The 18,673-nt window shown below is 62.0% G+C and carries 12 protein-coding genes; 1 reads left to right on the forward strand and 11 read right to left on the reverse strand.

Annotated features, from left to right (window positions below; all coding sequences use genetic code 11):
- Positions 1-28: 28 nt before the first annotated feature.
- The 9 genes from gltB to OEJ36_RS07010 form a co-directional block, all read right to left on the reverse strand.
- Complete coding sequence (gltB, locus tag OEJ36_RS06970; RefSeq protein WP_263400892.1) at positions 29-4,474, reverse strand: glutamate synthase large subunit; 4,446 nt, start codon at positions 4,472-4,474, stop codon at positions 29-31.
- Positions 4,475-4,727: 253 nt separating this feature from the next.
- The gene (locus tag OEJ36_RS06975) at positions 4,728-6,407 is read right to left on the reverse strand and encodes an AAA family ATPase (RefSeq protein WP_263400893.1); all 1,680 of its coding nucleotides are present in this window, start codon (positions 6,405-6,407) and stop codon (positions 4,728-4,730) included.
- A 10-nt stretch (positions 6,408-6,417) separates the two neighbouring features.
- Complete coding sequence (gene aroB / locus OEJ36_RS06980; RefSeq protein ID WP_263400894.1) at positions 6,418-7,521, reverse strand: 3-dehydroquinate synthase; 1,104 nt, start codon at positions 7,519-7,521, stop codon at positions 6,418-6,420.
- A 51-nt stretch (positions 7,522-7,572) separates the two neighbouring features.
- Complete coding sequence (gene aroK / locus OEJ36_RS06985) at positions 7,573-8,091, reverse strand: shikimate kinase AroK (protein WP_081672329.1); 519 nt, start codon at positions 8,089-8,091, stop codon at positions 7,573-7,575.
- 5 nt (positions 8,092-8,096) lie between these two features.
- Complete coding sequence (gene pilQ / locus OEJ36_RS06990; RefSeq protein ID WP_263400895.1) at positions 8,097-10,178, reverse strand: type IV pilus secretin PilQ; 2,082 nt, start codon at positions 10,176-10,178, stop codon at positions 8,097-8,099.
- Between the two features lie 53 nt (positions 10,179-10,231).
- On the reverse strand, positions 10,232-10,762 hold the full coding sequence (pilP, locus tag OEJ36_RS06995; protein WP_263400896.1) for a type 4a pilus biogenesis lipoprotein PilP: 531 nt from the start codon (positions 10,760-10,762) through the stop codon (positions 10,232-10,234).
- Positions 10,759-11,382 carry a type 4a pilus biogenesis protein PilO gene (gene pilO / locus OEJ36_RS07000; RefSeq protein WP_263400897.1) on the reverse strand — a complete coding sequence of 208 codons (624 nt, stop codon included), beginning with the start codon at positions 11,380-11,382 and terminating at the stop codon, positions 10,759-10,761. The genes pilP and pilO overlap by 4 nt, the downstream gene beginning before the upstream one ends.
- Positions 11,379-11,951, reverse strand: a complete 573-nt coding sequence (locus tag OEJ36_RS07005; RefSeq protein WP_263400898.1) for a PilN domain-containing protein — start codon at positions 11,949-11,951, stop codon at positions 11,379-11,381. The genes pilO and OEJ36_RS07005 overlap by 4 nt, the downstream gene beginning before the upstream one ends.
- The gene (locus OEJ36_RS07010) at positions 11,951-13,015 is read right to left on the reverse strand and encodes a pilus assembly protein PilM (protein ID WP_021221345.1); all 1,065 of its coding nucleotides are present in this window, start codon (positions 13,013-13,015) and stop codon (positions 11,951-11,953) included. Before OEJ36_RS07010 ends, OEJ36_RS07005 begins: the two co-directional genes overlap by 1 nt.
- 184 nt (positions 13,016-13,199) lie before the next feature.
- Between OEJ36_RS07010 and OEJ36_RS07015 the strand changes: the two genes are divergently transcribed.
- Entirely contained in the window at positions 13,200-15,620 is a 2,421-nt protein-coding gene (locus tag OEJ36_RS07015) for a penicillin-binding protein 1A (RefSeq protein WP_263401052.1), read from the forward strand.
- Between the two features lie 114 nt (positions 15,621-15,734).
- On the opposite strand, the gene OEJ36_RS07020 is transcribed toward OEJ36_RS07015, so the two are convergent.
- Positions 15,735-17,003, reverse strand: coding sequence for a malic enzyme-like NAD(P)-binding protein (locus OEJ36_RS07020; protein WP_263400899.1), 1,269 nt, complete (start codon positions 17,001-17,003; stop codon positions 15,735-15,737).
- A 99-nt stretch (positions 17,004-17,102) separates the two neighbouring features.
- Complete coding sequence (locus OEJ36_RS07025) at positions 17,103-18,557, reverse strand: M48 family metalloprotease (RefSeq protein WP_263400900.1); 1,455 nt, start codon at positions 18,555-18,557, stop codon at positions 17,103-17,105.
- Positions 18,558-18,673 lie beyond the last annotated feature (116 nt).

Here is an 18,673-nt window from a genome sequence, read left to right on the forward strand (position 1 = left end):
CGCTCGGGCTCGCGGCTTGGGCTGCTTGTTATTGCGGGTTGGCTCGGGTGCTGGAGAGCAGCGACGCCAGGTTCGCGGCCTTGGGCTTGACCAGCCAGAACTTGCGCAGGTAGTCGTCCAGGTTCTCCAGCAGGTGGGCGCCCCACTCGCTTTCGGTTTCCTTGACGTACTCGGCCAGCACGCTTTGCAGGTGGCTGCGGTAAGCCTCCATCGCCTCGTTGCTGATGCGCTGGATTTCCACCAGTTCGTGGTTGACCCGGTCGACGAAGCTGTTGTCCAGGTCGAGCACGTAGGCGAAGCCGCCGGTCATGCCCGAGCCGAAGTTGTAGCCGGTCTTGCCGAGGACGCAGACGAAGCCGCCGGTCATGTATTCGCAGCAGTGGTCGCCGGTGCCTTCCACGACGGTGTGGGCGCCGGAGTTGCGCACGGCGAAACGCTCACCTGCGGTGCCCGCGGCGAACAGCTTGCCGCCGGTGGCGCCGTACAGGCAGGTATTGCCGATGATGGCCGACTCCTGGGTCTTGAACGGGCTGCCCTTGGGCGGGGTGATGACCAGCTTGCCGCCGGTCATGCCCTTGCCGACGTAGTCGTTGGCGTCGCCTTCGAGGTACAGGTTCAGGCCACCGGCGTTCCACACGCCGAAGCTCTGGCCCGCCGTGCCCTTGAAGCGGAAGGTGATCGGCGCCTTGGCCATGCCCTGGTTGCCGTGCACACGGGCGATTTCGCCGGAGACACGGGCACCGATGGAACGGTCGCAGTTGCAGATATCCAGGGCGAACTCGGCGCCGCTCTTGGCATCGATGGCAGCCTTGGCCATCTCGACCATCTTCTCGGCCAGCAGGCCCTGGTCGAACGGCGGGTTCTTCTCGACTTCACAGAACTGCGGCTTGTCGGCCGGAACCTTGTCGCTGCCCAGCAGCGGGGACAGGTCCAGGTGGCCTTGCTTCTCGGTCTCACCGGGGAGCATTTCCAGCAGGTCGGTACGGCCGATCAGCGCGCCCAGGCTCGGTACACCGAGCTTGGCCAGCCACTCGCGGGTGTCTTCGGCGACGTAGGTGAAGTAGTTGGTGACCATCTCGACGGTGCCGATGAAGTGGTCCTTGCGCAGCTTGTCGTTCTGGGTGGCGACGCCGGTGGCGCAGTTGTTCAGGTGGCAGATGCGCAGGTACTTGCAGCCCAGGGCGACCATCGGGCCGGTGCCGAAGCCGAAGCTCTCGGCGCCGAGGATGGCGGCCTTGATCACGTCGAGGCCGGTCTTCAGGCCACCGTCGGTCTGTACCCGGACCTTGCCGCGCAGGTCGTTGCCGCGCAGGGTCTGGTGGGTTTCGGCAAGGCCGAGCTCCCAGGGGCTGCCGGCGTACTTGATGGAGCTCAGCGGCGATGCGCCGGTGCCACCGTCGTAGCCGGAGATGGTGATCAGGTCGGCGTAGGCCTTGGCCACGCCGGCGGCGATGGTGCCGACACCGGCTTCCGCCACCAGCTTCACCGAGACCAGCGCCTTGGGGTTGACCTGCTTGAGGTCGAAGATCAGCTGCGAAAGGTCTTCGATGGAGTAGATGTCGTGGTGCGGCGGCGGCGAGATCAGGGTCACGCCGGGCACCGCATAGCGCAGCTTGGCGATCAGGCCGTTGACCTTGCCGCCGGGCAGCTGGCCGCCTTCACCGGGCTTGGCGCCCTGGGCGACCTTGATCTGCAGCACTTCGGCGTTGACCAGGTACTCGGGGGTGACGCCGAAGCGGCCGGTGGCGACCTGTTTGATCTTGGAGCTGCGTACGGTGCCGTAGCGCGCCGGGTCTTCACCGCCCTCACCGGAGTTGGAGCGGCCGCCCAGGCGGTTCATGGCCTCGGCCAGGGCCTCGTGGGCTTCCGGAGACAAGGCGCCGAGGGAGATGCCGGCCGCGTCGAAGCGCTTGAAGATGGCGTCCAGCGGTTCGACCTGGTCAAGGGACAGCGGCTGCTCGGCGAGTTTCACCTTGAGCAGGTCGCGCAGCATCGACACCGGGCGGTTGTCCACCAGGGCGGCGTATTCCTTGTACTTCTCGTAGTTGCCCTGCTGCACGGCAGCCTGCAGGGTGTTCACCACGTCGGGGTTGTAGGCGTGGTACTCGCCGCCGTAGACGAACTTCAGCAGGCCGCCCTGCTGGATCGGCTTGCGGTTGTTCCAGGCCTCATTGGCGAGCAGTTTCTGCTCGGCCTCGATGTCGACGAAGCGTGCACCCTTGATTCGACTGGCGACGCCACGGTAGCTGAGCTCGACCACTTCCTCGGACAGGCCGACGGCTTCGAACAGCTGCGCACCGCGGTAGGAGGCGATGGTGGAGATGCCCATCTTCGAGAGGATTTTCAGCAGGCCCTTGGAGATGCCCTTGCGGTAGTGCTTGAAGACTTCGTAGAGATCGCCCAGGACTTCGCCGGTGCGGATCAGGTCGGCCAGCACTTCGTAGGCCAGGTAGGGGTAGACGGCGGAAGCGCCGAAGCCCACCAGGACGGCGAAGTGGTGCGGGTCACGCGCGGTGGCGGTCTCGACCAGGATGTTGCAGTCGCAACGCAGGCCTTTTTCGGTCAGGCGGTGGTGCACCGCGCCAACGGCCAGGGAGGCGTGGGCCGGGAGCTTGCCGGGGGCGATGTGGCGGTCGGTGAGGACCAGCAGCACCTTGCCGGAGCGCACGGCCTCTTCGGCCTGGTCGGCGATGTTGCGCACAGCGGCCTCGAGGCCGACGGACTCGTCGTAGTTGAGGTCGATGACCTGGCGCTCGAAGCCTTCACGGTCGAGGCTCATCAGCGCACGCCACTTGGCGGGAGAGATCACCGGGCTGCTGAGGATCACGCGGGTGGCGTGCTCGCGGGACTCGGAGAAGATGTTGCGCTCGGCGCCCAGGCAGATTTCCAGGGACATCACGATGGCTTCGCGCAGCGGGTCGATCGGCGGGTTGGTGACCTGCGCGAACTGCTGGCGGAAGTAGTCGTAGGTGGAGCGCACACGACGCGAGAGCACGGCCATGGGGGTGTCGTCGCCCATGGAGCCGACGGCTTCCTGGCCCTGCTCACCGAGCGGACGCAGGACCTGATCACGCTCCTCGAAGGTGACCTGGTACATCTTCATGTACTGCTTCAGCTGGTCACTGTCGTAGCTGGCCACGCCATGGTCGTCGTCGAGCTTGGCCTGGATGCGCACGGCGCTCTGGCGCAGCCACTGCTTGTAGGGGTGGCGCGACTTGAGGCGGTTATCGATGTCGTCGGTGGTCAGGACCTGGCCGGTCTCGGTGTCCACGGCGAGGATCTGGCCCGGGCCGACACGGCCCTTGGCGATCACGTCTTCGGGCTTGTAGTCCCAGACGCCGATCTCGGACGCCAGGGTGATGTAGCCGTTGCTGGTGGTGACCCAGCGGGCCGGGCGCAGGCCGTTGCGGTCGAGCAGGCAGACGGCGTGGCGGCCGTCGGTCAGCACGACGCCGGCGGGGCCGTCCCAGGGCTCCATGTGCATGGAGTTGTATTCGTAGAAGGCGCGCAGGTCGGCGTCCATGGTCTCGACGTTCTGCCAGGCCGGCGGAATGATCATGCGCAGGCCGCGGAACAGGTCGATGCCGCCGGTGACCATCAGCTCGAGCATGTTGTCCATGCTGGAGGAGTCGGAACCGACGCGGTTGACCAGCGGGCCGAGCTCGTCGATATCGGGCAGTTGGTCGTTGGCGAACTTGGTGCGACGGGCCAGGGCCCAGTTGCGGTTGCCGGTGATGGTGTTGATCTCGCCGTTGTGGGCGAGGAAGCGGAAGGGCTGCGCCAGCGGCCACTTCGGCAGGGTGTTGGTGGAGAAGCGCTGGTGGAAGACGCAGATGGCGGTCTGCAGGCGTTCGTCACCCAGGTCCGGGTAGAACTGCTGCAGGTCGGCCGGCATCATCAGGCCTTTGTAGATGATGGTCTTGTGCGAAAAGCTGCAGATGTAGTGCTCGCTGTCGTCGGCGTTGGCCACCGAGGAACGACGGCGGGCGCTGAACAGCTTGATGGCCATTTCCTGGTCGGAGAGGCCTTCACCGCCGATGAACACCTGCTCGATCTGCGGCAGGCGCTCCAGGGCCAGGCGACCGAGGACGCTGGTGTCGGTAGGCACCTTGCGCCAGCCGATCAGCGTGAGGCCGGCGGCTTCGATCTCGCGGTTCATGTTGGCACGGGCGGCTTCGGCGCGGGTCTGGTCCTGGTTCAGGAAGACCATGCCGACGGCGTATTGGGCCGGCAGCTCGACCGCGAACTCGGCCTTGGCCGTGGCACGCAGGAACAGATCGGGTTTCTGGATCAGCAGGCCGCAACCGTCACCGGTCTTGCCGTCGGCGTTGATACCGCCGCGGTGGGTCATGCAGGTCAGTGCTTCGATAGCGGTTTGCAAAAGATGGTGGCTTGCCTCGCCTTGCATATGGGCGATCAAGCCGAAACCGCAGTTATCCTTGAACTCATCAGGATGGTACAGACCTGCTTTCATAGGGAACTCTCACCAGGAACTGCCTTGTTAAAAAGGCAAAATTGCTTTGTAGTTCAACCAGTTACCACACGCGCAGGACTAGGCGCCAGCTTTGCGCAGGCAAAAGGGAGGTCATTGTACATATCCACCTGGCTCGTCACAAATCTTCACGACGATCCAATGAAAGTTTATGTCGCCAAACCGAAGGATTAGACCGGAAGGTCGTGCTATCGACCCTCCGGTCACGGAGGCGGGAGGGAGAGGAGGCCCGCTGTCAGCGGGCGATTTCCTGCTGGATGCTGGCGAAGCTCTTGGGCCAGGGCTTGCCGGCCTGGACCTTGGCGGGAAGACCCTTGATCGCGGCCTGGGCGGCATTGCGACTGGCGAAGTTGCCGTAGGTGACGACGTACAGCGGCTTGCCCTGGTGGACCTTCTTGAAGTAGCGGTACTCGCCGCCATTCTGCTGGACGAACGCCTTGGCGCTGCCTTCGGAGCTGGTGCCGAGAATCTGCACGGCATAGTGGCCGCCAGCCTGGGAGCGGTACCAACCATCACCTGCACCGGCGGATGCGGTGCCGGCGCTGGCCACGGTCGGCGCGGCAGCGGGCTTGGCTGCGGCAGGCTTCTCGGCCGGCTTGGCTGGCGGGGTGGCCGCAACGACGGGCTTCGCAGGTGCTGCCGGAACCGCAGCAGGTGCGGACGAAGCCGTGGTCGGCGCGGTGGCGATCGGCTGGATAGGTTTGACCGCCGCTGGCTGCTGGGTGATCACCGGAGCCGGCGGCACGGCCGGAGTGGCACCCGCAACGGCGCCAACGGGCGGCGCGACAGTGGTGACGGTCGGCGGGATGGTCGCCTGGGAACCGGGCTGGGCGCCGCCATCATCGAGATCATCCTGACCGGCGGCCTGGGCCAGCGGTTCACGGATCACCGGCTGCGCTTCCCCCACCAGGGGCAAGGGGAGCGGTTGCGAGGAGCCGGCGAACTCGACGGCAGGTGCACCACCCGGTGCCGGGGCCTGGCCAGCGGGCGCCTCAGCAGCGGGTGCCGGCTGCTGCCCCATGGGCAGTTGCGCAGTGGTGGGCTGGGTGGACGCCGGGCTATCCGAGCGATTCTGCATCGCCAAGGCCGCAACCACGCCAATCGCGACGACCCCCAGTGCCAGCAGGTGCTTCTTCGGTAGATTCAAGCTGAACCCTCCTTTGCGCGAGGCCCCCCGCTCGGCGAGCATGGCCTCGACCAACAGTTCACGAGCGGACTGATTGATGCCGCCGGGCCAGCCACCGGATTGCAGATGAACGTCCTCGATCTGCTCTTCGGTCAGCAGCTCAATCCCCTGTCCGGCGCCCTCGAGCCGCTGCGCCAGATATTCGCGGGTTTCGTCCTCGCTGTAGGGCAGAAGTTCAATGGCATGGAAACGTTCTTCGCCATCGGCCAGCAGTTCCAGGCGTGGCAGCAGGCTGGAATCAGCGAAGAGAAACACGTGCGGGCGCGCTTCACTGTTGCCCGCAGCCAGTGCCAGCAGGTTGTCGAGGCCTGCATCGTCGAGTTCTTCGGCATCGTCTACCAGCAGGTAGACCTCCTGGCCGGTCAGCGCCAGTTGCCCGACCTGAGCAAGGATGGAGCGCGAGTCGGTCTGCGCCACACCCAGCCCCTGGGCGACCAGGCGCATCAGGCCACCGGCCTCGGCTGCGCCACGTGCGGATATCACCACGCTTTGCACCGCCTGCTTGTTGGTGCTGGCGACCAGCGCCTGGCGCAGCAAGGTCTTGCCGCTGCCCTGGGGACCGGTCACCACCAGCAGCAGCTGGCTGTAGCGGGCCAGGTGATGCAGCTGCCCCAGCACCGGCTTGCGCTGGGCGGGATAGAACTTGAAGCCGGGTACCCGCGCGGCGAAGGGGTCGTGGGTGAACTGGTAGTGGGCCAGGAAGGCCTCATCGGCGTGCAGGCTGGTCATGGGACTCTTTTTACTCTCCAAGCTGGTCAGCCAGGGCGCGGTAGTCCGCGCTCAGGGTGTCGTCCAGAATATTTCGCGGGTAATCCGCCGTCACATCGGCCTCGCCGATCGCGCGCAACAGCACCAGGCGCAGCTGACCGTCGAGGACCTTCTTATCAACTGCCATGTGTTCGAGGAACTGCGCAGGCGTCATCTCCTCCGGCGGCACGATGGGCAGGCCGGCATCGCGCAGCAGGCGGATCGAACGATCACGCTCCTCTTCGCTGATCCAGCCCAGGCGCCGGGACATCTCCAGGGCCATTACCGTACCGGCCGAAACCGCCTCGCCGTGCAGCCAGACGCCATAGCCCATGTGGGTCTCGATGGCGTGGCCGAAGGTGTGGCCGAGGTTGAGGGTGGCACGCACGCCGGACTCGCGCTCATCGGCACCCACTACACGCGCCTTGGCGGCGCAGGAGCGCTCGATGGCTTCGGTCAGGGGTTCCTGCTCCAGGCTGCGCAGGGCTGGCATATGCTCCTCCAGCCAAGGCAGGAAGGGCTCATCGCAGATCAGCCCGTATTTGATCACTTCGGCGAGGCCGGCGGAGAGCTCGCGCGGCGCAAGCGTGCGCAGCGTCGCAGTATCGATGATCACCGCCTGGGGCTGGTAGAAGGCACCGACCATGTTCTTGCCCAGCGGGTGGTTGATGCCAGTCTTGCCACCCACGGAGGAATCCACCTGGGACAACAGCGTGGTGGGCACCTGGATGAAGTCGACGCCGCGCTGATAGCAGGCCGCTGCAAAGCCAGCCATATCGCCGATCACCCCACCGCCCAGGGCAATGACGGTGGTACGACGATCATGACGCGCCGTGAGCAGGCCATCGAAAATCAGCTGCAGGGTTTCCCAGTTCTTGAAGGCTTCACCGTCGGGCAGCACGATCGGCTGCACCTTGTAGGCGGAAAGCGTGCGGGTCAGCTGTTCGAGGTAGAGCGGGGCGACGGTCTCGTTGGTGACGATTGCCACCTGCTTGCCGGCGATGTGGGGCGCGAAAAGCTCGACCTGCGACAGCAGGCCAGCGCCGATATGGATGGGATAACTACGCTCGCCAAGATCGACCTGAAGTGTCCGCATGGGGCCCCCGCTATGAAAAGGGCACTAGGATAGCGCAGTTCCGCCCCTGCTTTAACGGGGTGGCAGTGCCTGCAATCGTTCGAGTATCTCCTGCACCACCATGCGTGGCGGCCGCTCGTCGGTCTCGATGATGATGTCAGCGATTTCGCGGTAGAGGGGATCACGGATAGCCATCAGGTCGCGCAGCACCCGACCTGGATCGGCAGTGCGCAGCAAAGGCCGGTTGCGATCGCGGGAAGTGCGGTCGATCTGCTGCTCCACCGAGGTGTGCAGATAGACCACGCGGCCGCCGCCCCTAAGCGCTTCCCGGTTGGCTGGGCGTAAGACAGCACCGCCACCGGTCGCAACTACCACACCATCAGCGAGGCAGAGCTCTTCCAGCATCGACTGCTCGCGATCGCGAAAGCCCTGCTCGCCTTCGACATCGAATATCCAGGGGATATCCGCGCCCGTCCGCTGCTCGATTTCCTTATCGGAATCCTTGAAGGGCAGGCGCAGTTCTTTGGCAAGCAGACGCCCGATGGTGCTCTTTCCAGCTCCCATCGGGCCAACGAGGATCAAATTACGCACTGATGTCAGCGACTCACCGCAATAGCCTGGTTGTTCATGATACGCGGGGTGAGGAAGACCAACAGCTCGGATTTACTATCTTCCACCACGTCACGCTTGAACATACGTCCCAGGTAGGGAAGATCGCCAAGGAAGGGAACCTTGTCAGTCGTTTTGGTTTGCGTATTGGAAAAGACACCGCCGATCACGATCGTCTCGCCGTCGCTTACCAGAACCTTTGCATTGACCTCGTTCTTGTTGATAGGGGGAACGCCATTGACTTGCCGGGAGAAGTCCGGGGCATCCTTCGTCACCTTGACTTCCATGATGATGCGGTTGTCTGGCGTGATTTGAGGTGTCACTTCAAGGGACAGCGCAGCCTCTTTAAACGACACGGTAGTCGCGCCACTTGAACTGGCTTCCTGGTAGGGAATCTCGGCCCCTTTCAATATCTTCGCAGTCTCTTTATCGGAGGTGACTACCTTGGGCTGAGATACGATCTCGCCATTACCGGTTTTCTCCATCGCAGAGAGTTCGAGATCCAGAATCGTATTGTCCGTTACGAAACCAATACCAATGGAGGAACTAGCGTTGTCGACCCCCATGTCAACGAAGGTTCCGAGGGCAGTATTGGGGCTGGTGCCCCCACCTCCGACCCGGTTACCGCCCGCGCCGCCAACAACAAAGTTATTGTCACCAACACGGGCACCGCGCCAATTCACACCGAGCGACTTATCGTAGTCCACGTTCGCTTCAACGATGCGAGCCTCAATCATCACCTGACGAACCGGGATATCCAGCTGAGCCACTATACGTCGCAACTCGTCTAGCTTGTCTTGAGTCTGATAGGCAATGATGCTGTTGGTACGATCATCAACGGTGACGGAGCCACGCTCGTCGCTACCGGTAGTTTCATCGCCGCTAGTCACTGACTGAAACAGCTGGGCAATGTCCGCCGCCTTGGCGTAGTTAACCTGGATCAGCTCACGACGCAGCGGTGCCAATTCGGCAATCTGTTTCTGAGACTCGAGTTCCTGGCGTTCACGCGCAGCGATCTCGTCTGCCGGCGCTACCAGCAGCACGTTACCGATCTTGCGTTTGTCGAGACCCTTGGTCTTCAGCACGAGATCCAACGCCTGGTCCCAGGGCACATTCTGCAGGCGCAGCGTGATATTGCCTTGAACGGTATCCGAGGCCACGAGGTTGAGGTCGGTGAAGTCGGCGATCAACTGCAACACCGAACGCACATCGATATCCTGGAAGTTCAGCGAGAGCTTCTCACCGGAGTAGGCGAAGCGTTCGTTCTTGCGCTTCTCGACATCATCCTGCGTCAACGGCTTGATGCTGACAGTGAGCTTATTCTCGGTCTGATACGCCAGATAGTCGTAAAAGCCCGTGGGCTCGATGGTGATGCTGGCGTTCCCCGAAGAGCCAGAGGCACTGACGAATTGAACGGGGGTCGCGAAGTCCTTCACATCAAGACGGACACGCAGGGACTCAGGAAGCTGGGTCTTGGAGAAGTCGAGGCGGATCTTGCCACCCTGCTCCTGAATATCAGGGCTAACGGTCGGGTCGGACAGCGTGATGACGACATTGCCCTCACCCTGGTCGCCGCGCTGGAAGTCGATATTGCTGATCGCCTTGCCAGCCGCAGCATAAGCTTTGACGGGCGCAGCTACCACAGGAGCGGCTACAGGAGCGGCACTGGCAGCTTGCTGACCAGCAACAGCTGCTTCACCGACTACGACGAAAAGATTGTTACCCTCGACGCGCGTACTGTAAGGCACGAGTGTCGCTAGATTGACGATCAACCGGGTACGATCTTTCGCTTCGACGATAGTGACGCTGCGCGCATTACCAACGCCAAGCTCACGGTTCTTGCTACCCAGCTTGTTGGCCACCCCGGGAAGGTCCAGGGCGATACGCGCCGGCTGCTCGATGGTATAGCCGCGCGGTGCCGCAATGGGCTCGTCAAAAGCGAGTTTCAGTTCGACCTTGCCGCCAGGCAAAGCCGCTACATCGAGGCCCTGCAGGTCAGCAGCCAGCAGTACTGGCGACAACATGGCGGCCAATAGAGAAATACCGAGGCGCGAAAGCGAGCTGTTCATTATCTGGTTCCGTTGTGCAGACCGGTGTTTGTTGTTCATAAGTCACCCCGCCCTTAAGAGCGCTCCTTGAGCGTGAGACTGCGCGGACGCTCCAGCCAGCCGCCCTCTCCGTCCGGGACTATCTCGACGACGTCAATCTTGGATTCATTGATAGCGATGACTTTGCCGTCATTTCGGCCCAGGAAATCGCCAACCCTTATTCGGTGCACCCCTCCCGCGCCCCGAACCAGAGCAAACATGCCCCCCTCGTTGGAAAGCGTGCCTACCATCTCGAACGCTTCGATATTGAAGCCTTCAAGGAACTGCTTGACCCGGGTTTCATCCGGGTGCACGTCCTTGCTGCCCTTTATCTTGTTCGCCAGATCAATCTTGACCGGTGGCTGGAACGGGCTACGCAAGGCAGCGGCGCTGTATGTAAAAGCTTCATAGGGCTGAAACTTCGGGAGCGGCTCAATCGACCCCTTCGGGCGAGCACGAACATCATCCATGTACGCTTGAAGATCAGCAAAGTCGCCGCTATTCCCGCAACCGGAAAGACTAGCCAGCAGCAGACCAGAAATAATCAGACGGGCGCTGGTAATCATTTTTGCAGCCCCTTGTCGTTATAGCGATAGGTCTTGGCCAGGATACTCATACGCAGCTTTGACGTACTGTCTACATCCAGCGGAGTGATGGAGAAGTCATGCAAAGTAACGATACGTGGCAGGCTGGCAACACCACTGACGAAGGTTGCAAGATCGTGATAGCTACCGACCACGGAGATCTGAATCGGCAGTTCGATATAGAACTGCTGAGTGGTCTCAGGCAGCAGTTTGATTTCTTCGAACTCGAGCCCACTTCCCAACCCGGTTCGAGTGATGTCTTCCAATAGCCCTGGCACTTCGGTATCGCTTGGCAACTGGCGAAGAAGCGCACCGAAGGAGGTTTCCATCTCCTTCATCTGATCCTTGTACGCTTCAAGGTTGGCCGCTTGGAAAGCCTTGGTGGTGAACTGCTGCTTCAGTGTTTCTTCTTCAGCGCGCTGCTGATCAAGTTGCAGTTCAAGGTCCTTGAGGTGGAAGTTGTAGCCCAGCGCCAGAATGGCAGCCATCAACAACACACAGGCTATGATCTTTACAGCAACCGGCCATGAACCAACATTGTTGAAATCAAGGTCATTTAGATCAACCTTGCGCAAGCTTTCGAGGGAGTCAGCCAAACTCATTTTTTGACTCCTTCTGCATCAACGGCGGGCTGAGTCTGCTGAACCGTCAGCTGGAATACGTTCGCCTGGTCAACTGCACCTGCTGTAATCGCCCTAACTTCGGTCAGATTAGGTGCGGTCAGCCATTCAGAGGCATCGAGGTTACGCATCAGGTTCGAAACCCTGTTGTTTGATTCAGCAGCACCGACAATGGCAATGTTTTGCCCGATCATTTTCACTCCGGTGAAATAGACACCATCCGGCAGCGTGCGAACCAACTGATCGAATACACGGCCGATGATCGGCCGGTTGCCTTGAAGGTCCTGAATGATCTTCATCCGCTCGAGCAACTGCTGGCGACGGGTCTTGAGTTCGCTGATCTCCTTGATCCGCGTATCCAGGACGGCGATTTCCTTGCGCACGAATTCGTTACGTGCCTGCTGGTTCTCGATTTCACCGTTCAGGTACTGGTCACCAAGGAATACCAGGCCGGCCGATACCACCAGCACACCCGCCAGGGCGACGAGGAAGCGCTGCTTGCGCTCCTCGCGCAGCTGCTCCCGCCAGGGAAGTAGGTTGATGCGTGCCATCAGTCGAAACTCCTCATCGCCAGTCCGCAGGCAATCATCAGCGCCGGGGCATCACTGGCCAATGCACCCGCATTGACCTTGCCGCTCAGCGCCATCTCCGCGAAGGGGTTGGCAACCTGGGTAGGAGTGCCGATCTTCTGCTGGATCAGCCGATCCAGATCAGGAATGGACGCAGTACCGCCCGCCAGGAGGATGTAGTCGACATCGTTGAACTGACCCGCAGCGAAGAAGAACTGCAGCGAGCGAGACACTTGCTGAACCACTGCATCCTTGAACGGCTGCAACACTTCGCTGTCGTAGTCATCCGGAAGACCGCCCTGCTTCTTGGCAAGACCGGCTTCTTCCACGGACAGGCCATAGCGACGCTGAATCTCCTCGGTGAGCTGACGCCCACCAAAAAGCTGCTCGCGGCTGTAGATGGTGCGCCCGTTGTGCAGAACGCTCAGCGTCGTCATGGTCGCGCCGATATCCACCACCGCGACAGTCAACTCGTCATGGCCGCTACCCAACTGCGCAGCGAGCAGCCCATAGGCACGCTCCAACGCATAGGCTTCGACATCGACGACCTTGGCGGTCAGACCTGCAAGCGCCAGCGCCGCCTCACGGACTTCGACGTTCTCCTTGCGGCATGCCGCAAGCAGCACATCGACCCTTTCGGAGTTGCGCGAAGACACACCCTGCACTTCGAAGTCGATGGCGACTTCTTCCAGCGGGTATGGGATGTACTGGTCCGCCTCGATCTTCAGCTGGTTTTCCAACTCGTCGTCGGAAAGACCGGCATCCATCTCGATGGTCTTGGTGATTACAGCGGAGCCCGCCACGGCAACAGCCACGGACTTGGAGCTGGCTTTCGCCTTGCTCAGAACACGGGACAACGCCTGGCCGACCCCCTCCAGTTCGGCGATGTTCTTTTCGACCACAGCATTCGGTGGGAGCGGCTCGACGGCGTAAGCCTCTACCTTGTAGCGGCTTCCCGAGCGACTCAATTCAAGGAGCTTGACTGAGGTCGAGCTTATGTCGATCCCCAGCAGCGTATTCGCTTTCTTGTTGAAGAGCCCTAGCACGACCGATTTCCTATCAGCATCCGAGACTTACGGACGATTTATGTTTTTCCACATTAAATAACAGTCTTGACAGAAGCGCAAATGGCGACCCAGGAAAAAAAACGCTTATAATGTGAACAGTTTTTCCCTTTTAAGATCTGCTTCCGCTTAACTCATTCTTTTATCTGGAAATCCAAGAGCCTTGATACGCCTGCTGAAGTTTTTCTGGTGGTCCTGCGTCGCCGTTTTTTGTGGGCTGTTGCTCAGTTTCAGCGGCGCTTACCTCTACCTTAGCCCGACTCTTCCTTCTGTCGATTCCCTACGCAGCATCCAGCTGCAGATCCCGCTGCGCGTGTACAGCAGCGACGGCAAGCTGATCGCCGAATTCGGCGAAATGCGCCGTGCGCCCATCCGTTTCGCGGACATACCACCAGAATTCATCCAGGCACTATTGGCTGCCGAGGATGACAACTTCGCCAACCATTATGGCGTCGACCTCACCAGCCTGGTGCGCGCTGCCACGCAATTATTGAAAAGCGGTCATATCCAGAGCGGCGGCAGCACCATCACCATGCAGGTGGCGAAGAACTATTTCCTCACCAGCGAGAGAAGTTTCTCCAGAAAGATCAATGAAATACTTCTCGCCCTGCAGATAGAACGGGAGCTCAGCAAGGATGAAATCCTCGAGCTTTACGTAAACAAGATCTACCTCGGCAACCGCGCCTACGGTATCGAAGCTGCTGCCCAGGTGTACTACGGCAAATCGATCCGTGATGTCAGCCTGGCACAGATGGCGATGATCGCCGGCCTGCCCAAGGCGCCCTCGCGCTTCAACCCGCTGGTCAACCCCGTACGCAGCAAGGAGCGCCGCGACTGGATCCTCGGCCGCATGCTCAAGCTCGGCCGCATCGACCAGGCACGCTATGACCAAGCGCTAGCAGAGCCGATCGACGCCAGCTACCACGTACCGACGCCGGAAGTGAACGCACCCTATGTTGCCGAAATGGCCCGCGCCGAGATGGTCGGCCGCTTCGGCAGCGAGGCCTACACCGAAGGTTTCCGCGTCACTACCACCGTACCGAGCGATCTGCAGGAAGCGGCCAACAATGCACTGCGCGGTGGGCTGATGGAGTACGACCAGCGCCACGGCTATCGCGGCCCGGAATCACGCTTCCCCGGCATGACCCGCGAAAGCTGGACGCAGGAACTGGCCAAGCAGCGAACCATTGGCGGCCTGGAGCCAGCGATCGTCACCCAGGTGGAGAAAAGCGGCCTCCTCGTGCTCACCCGTGGCGGCAAGGAAGAAACCGTCGGCTGGGACAGCATGAAATGGGCCCGCCCCTTCCTCAACACCAACAGCCTCGGCCCACGCCCCCAGCAGCCTGCCGACGTCGCCCAGGTCGGTGACCTGATCCGCGTTCAGCGCCAGGCCGATGGCAACCTGCTCTTCGTCCAGCAGCCGGCCGCTCAAAGCGCACTGGTATCCCTGGATCCGGAGAACGGCGCAATCCGCTCCCTGGTCGGTGGCTTCTCGTTCGAGCAAAGCAACTACAACCGCGCCGTCCAGGCCAAGCGCCAGCCAGGCTCAAGCTTCAAGCCGTTCCTCTACAGCGCCGCCCTGGATAACGGCTTTACCGCAGCCAGCCTGGTCAACGACGCCCCCATCGTCTTCGTCGACGAGTATCTGGACAAGGTCTGGCGCCCGAAGAACGACAACAACACCTTCCTCGGCCCGATCCGCCTGCGCGAGGCGCTCTACAAGTCACGCAACCTGGTATCGATCCGCCTGTTGCAGGCCGTGGGCATCGAATACGCGCTGAATTACATCAGCCGCTTCGGCTTCAACAAACAGGAACTGCCCCGCAACCTGTCCCTGGCCCTGGGCACCGCCACGCTGACGCCCATGGAGATCGCCAGCGGCTGGAGCACCTTCGCCAACGGCGGTTACAAGATCCAGCCCTACCTGATCGATCGCATCGAAAGCCGCGACGGCAAGGTGATCTTCACCGCCAACCCGCCTTCCGTGCCGAAAGACGACGCGCCGGATACCGAGGTCGCCCAGACGGTCGCCGCACCGGACAGCCGCCTACCCAGCGTCGAGCATCAGGAGCCGGCGGTAGCCGAGCGCATCGTCGACGCGCGCACCACCTACATCCTCAACAGCATGCTGCAGGATGTGATCAAGCGCGGCACCGGCAGACGCGCACTATCCATGGGTCGTGGCGATATCGCCGGCAAGACCGGCACCACCAACGAATCCAAGGACAGCTGGTTCTCCGGCTACAACGCCGATTACGTCACCACCGTCTGGGTCGGCTTCGACCAGCCGGAAAGCCTCGGTCGCCACGAGTACGGCGGCACCGTCGCCCTGCCCATCTGGATGACCTACATGAGCGCGGCCCTGAAGGACAAACCGGAGCACGTGCTGCCCGAGCCCGAAGGCATACTCACTCTGCGCATCGACCCCCTGAGCGGCCGCGCCGCAGCGCCAGGTGCGCCCAACGCCTTCTTCGAACTGTTCAAGAGCGAGGACTCACCGCCGCCGATGAGCGAGTTCGACCCAGGCATGAGTGCCCCGGGCAGCCCGCTGCCCGCAGACGAAGCCGCACCCATCGATCTGTTCTGATCACGCGTGCCAACCAGAAGCCCGTCTCCATGACGGGCTTTTTGCTTCACCCCAGAACGAAATAACAGCCAATAAAAAACCCGCCGTGAGGCGGGTTTTTCATCGACTGACGGATCAGCCGTTGAACACGTCATCCACCGACTTCAGCGGATAGTGTTTCGGGTAGGGTAGGGTCGCCACGCCGGACTCGATGGCAGCCTTGGCCACGGCATCGGAAACGATGGTGATCAGGCGCTTGTCCATGGGCTTCGGAATGATGTACTCGCGGCCGAACTCCAGGGAGTCCACGCCGTAGGCATCGCACACGTCCTTGGGCACCGGCAGCTTGGCCAGGTCACGCAGGGCCAGTGCGGCGGCGATCTTCATCTCTTCGTTGATGCGAGTGGCGCGAACGTCCAGGGCACCACGGAAGATGAAGGGGAAGCCCAACACGTTGTTGACCTGGTTCGGGTAGTCGGAACGACCGGTCGCCATGATCACATCGTTACGAGTGGCGTGAGCCAGCTCCGGCTGGATCTCCGGATCCGGGTTGGAGCAGGCGAAGACGATCGGATTCGGCGCCATGCGCTTGAGGTCTTCGGCGCTCAGCAGGTTGGCACCCGACAGGCCGACGAACACATCCGCACCATCCAGCGCGTCCGAGAGGGTGCGCTTGGGCGTTTCATGGGCGAAGACCGCCTTGTACTGGTTCAGATCGTCGCGGCTGGCATGGATCACGCCCTTGCGGTCGATCATGAAGATGTTTTCGACCTTGGCACCCATGCTCACCAGCAGTTTCATGCAGGAGATGGCTGCAGCGCCCGCACCGAGGCAGACGATCTTGGCTTCCGGCAGGCTCTTGCCGGCAATTTCCAGGGCGTTGAGCATGCCGGCAGCGGTCACGATCGCAGTGCCGTGCTGGTCATCGTGGAAGACCGGAATGTCGCACTGCTCGATCAGGGTGCGCTCGATCTCGAAGCACTCGGGCGCCTTGATGTCTTCGAGGTTGATGCCACCGAAGGTGATGGAGATGCGCTTGACGGTGTCGATGAAGGCCTGGGGGCTCTCGGCGTCGACTTCGATGTCGAACACATCGACACCGGCGAAGCGCTTGAACAGCACGCCTTTACCTTCCATGACCGGCTTGGAGGCCAGCGGGCCGAGGTTGCCCAGGCCCAGGATCGCGGTGCCGTCGGAGATAACTGCCACCAGGTTGCCCTTGCCGGTGTACTTGAAGGCCAGCTCCGGATCGCGGGCGATCTCGCGGACGGGCTCGGCCACACCCGGGCTATAGGCCAGCGACAGGTCGCGGGCGGTGGCGGTCGGCTTGGTCAGCTCGACGCTGAGTTTCCCGGGACGGGGCTGGGCGTGGTACTCGAGAGCGGCAGTTTTCAGATCAGACATTTTGGCATTCCGCTTTTACTGTGGTGACAGACGGACGGGCGAGGATACGCAAGATACCGGGGGGCGACAAGACTGTTCAGTCACGCTGCGTCAAGCCCTCTAACGTACGACTTTAAGCCAATCCCCCGCTTTCGGCTCGCCGATTGGATACAAATTATTCATCAATCGGATACGATTTTCCAGCTCGACGGGATCCCCCGGCAAACCAGCGCCGCGAGCCATGCTCCTGATGGTTTCGCCGGCCTTCACTTGCACCAGATGCAACCGCAGGGGCTGGGCCAGGTTCTTCTCTTCGGGCTTGAGCGAGCGGAAGCTGTGAATGACGGAAAGGAAGTTCGCATCCTCCGTTTCCAGGGAGGCCCTTTCTCTCATCCCAGCGATAAAGAGATACGCCTGATCCCCTTTGAAGACGACAGCCACACGTCGGGCGGAATCGCCGGGAATCACCGCAGTCACGCCTATCACGCCATCCTTGCTGAAGGTCTCCTCCATCACCAGGCGCTGGCGGCCCGCTCGCTTGTGCAGCAGCTCCGCAGGCGTCAGCCCCGGGGTGCGCTCCGCCAACTGCATGGCGATGAATGCCTGCTGGTCGGCGGTGTGACCGATCAGCGCATCGGACCTGTTGATCAGCTCCCAGCCATCCGGGTAGCGCAGCGCGAAGTCCAGGCCGACGTGATAGAACTGCTGCCCGCGCTGGATGCCCGACTCGGCGGAGTCACCGAAGGGCAAGCCCTCGATGGCCTTCAGGTAGGCATCACGGTTCACCTCCTGCTGCCCACCGGCCAGGGCCCGAGCCGGCCCGACCACTTGCTGCAGGCGCGTGTCGTTGTCCGGGTGGGTATCGAAAACGCCGTGGTAGCTGCCCGACTCGGGTACTTCCTGGCCCTTGCGCTTGGCCTCGTCGCGGGCGAACTCCTCCTGGTTCTTCAGCACCTTGACCACCTCGATCATCGCCTGGGGGTCGTAGCCGCTGCGGGCCAGGTACTGGGCGCCGAGACCATCGGCCTGCAGCTCCATGTCACGGCCGTACCCCCGGACCATCGCCCCGCCCAGCACATTGGTCAGGTCGCCTGCGGCACTGACGCCGGTGCCGATGGCCACCGCCTGGCCAAGGATGTTCCAGGCCTGGGACTGGCTCTGCTGCTGCACGCTGTGGCGCGCCGTGACGTGGCCCACCTCGTGGGCCAGCACCGCCGCCAGCTCCGCCTCGGAGCTCAGGTAGGCTATCAGGCCGCGATGTATATAGATGTAGCCGCCCGGCAGGGCGAAGGCGTTGATGTCCGGCGAGTCGACCACGGTGAAGATGTAATTGAGGTTGGCGCGGTGGCTGTGCTTTGCCAAGCGCTCGCCCACCCGCTGCACATAGGCCTGCAGCCGATCATCGGCGTAGCGGGGGTATTCCTTCTGGATCTGCTGGTTGTAGCGGCTGCCGAGGTCGAGTTCCTGGCTTTCGCTCATCATCACGAAATTGCGCTCGCCCGTGGCCGGGTTGACGGCGCAGCCGGTGAGGAGGGAGAGCAGCAGGCAGAGCAGCAGAATAGGTAAAGCGGGCATGGATCACCTCGGCGACCGCTCGCGCAACCACTGCGTCCTGCGGGGCTATGCGGTTTTTACGCTGCAGCCGGGGGCCGGTCAATCACTACCCTTGCGCAGGGGCGGGCGAACACCGG

Source organism: Pseudomonas sp. PDM13, assembly GCF_025685765.1.
GTDB lineage: Bacteria > Pseudomonadota > Gammaproteobacteria > Pseudomonadales > Pseudomonadaceae > Metapseudomonas > Metapseudomonas solani.

Coding starts and splice junctions, on each gene's coding strand:
- OEJ36_RS07025 (WP_263400900.1), bottom strand. CDS start 18,557: ATGCCCGCTTTACCTATTCTGCTGCTCTGCCTGCTGCTCTCCCTCCTC.
- pilO (WP_263400897.1), bottom strand. CDS start 11,382: ATGAGTTTGGCTGACTCCCTCGAAAGCTTGCGCAAGGTTGATCTAAAT.
- pilP (WP_263400896.1), bottom strand. CDS start 10,762: ATGATTACCAGCGCCCGTCTGATTATTTCTGGTCTGCTGCTGGCTAGT.
- OEJ36_RS07020 (WP_263400899.1), bottom strand. CDS start 17,003: ATGTCTGATCTGAAAACTGCCGCTCTCGAGTACCACGCCCAGCCCCGT.
- pilQ (WP_263400895.1), bottom strand. CDS start 10,178: ATGAACAGCTCGCTTTCGCGCCTCGGTATTTCTCTATTGGCCGCCATG.
- OEJ36_RS06975 (WP_263400893.1), bottom strand. CDS start 6,407: ATGACCAGCCTGCACGCCGATGAGGCCTTCCTGGCCCACTACCAGTTC.
- gltB (WP_263400892.1), bottom strand. CDS start 4,474: ATGAAAGCAGGTCTGTACCATCCTGATGAGTTCAAGGATAACTGCGGT.
- aroB (WP_263400894.1), bottom strand. CDS start 7,521: ATGCGGACACTTCAGGTCGATCTTGGCGAGCGTAGTTATCCCATCCAT.
- OEJ36_RS07005 (WP_263400898.1), bottom strand. CDS start 11,951: ATGGCACGCATCAACCTACTTCCCTGGCGGGAGCAGCTGCGCGAGGAG.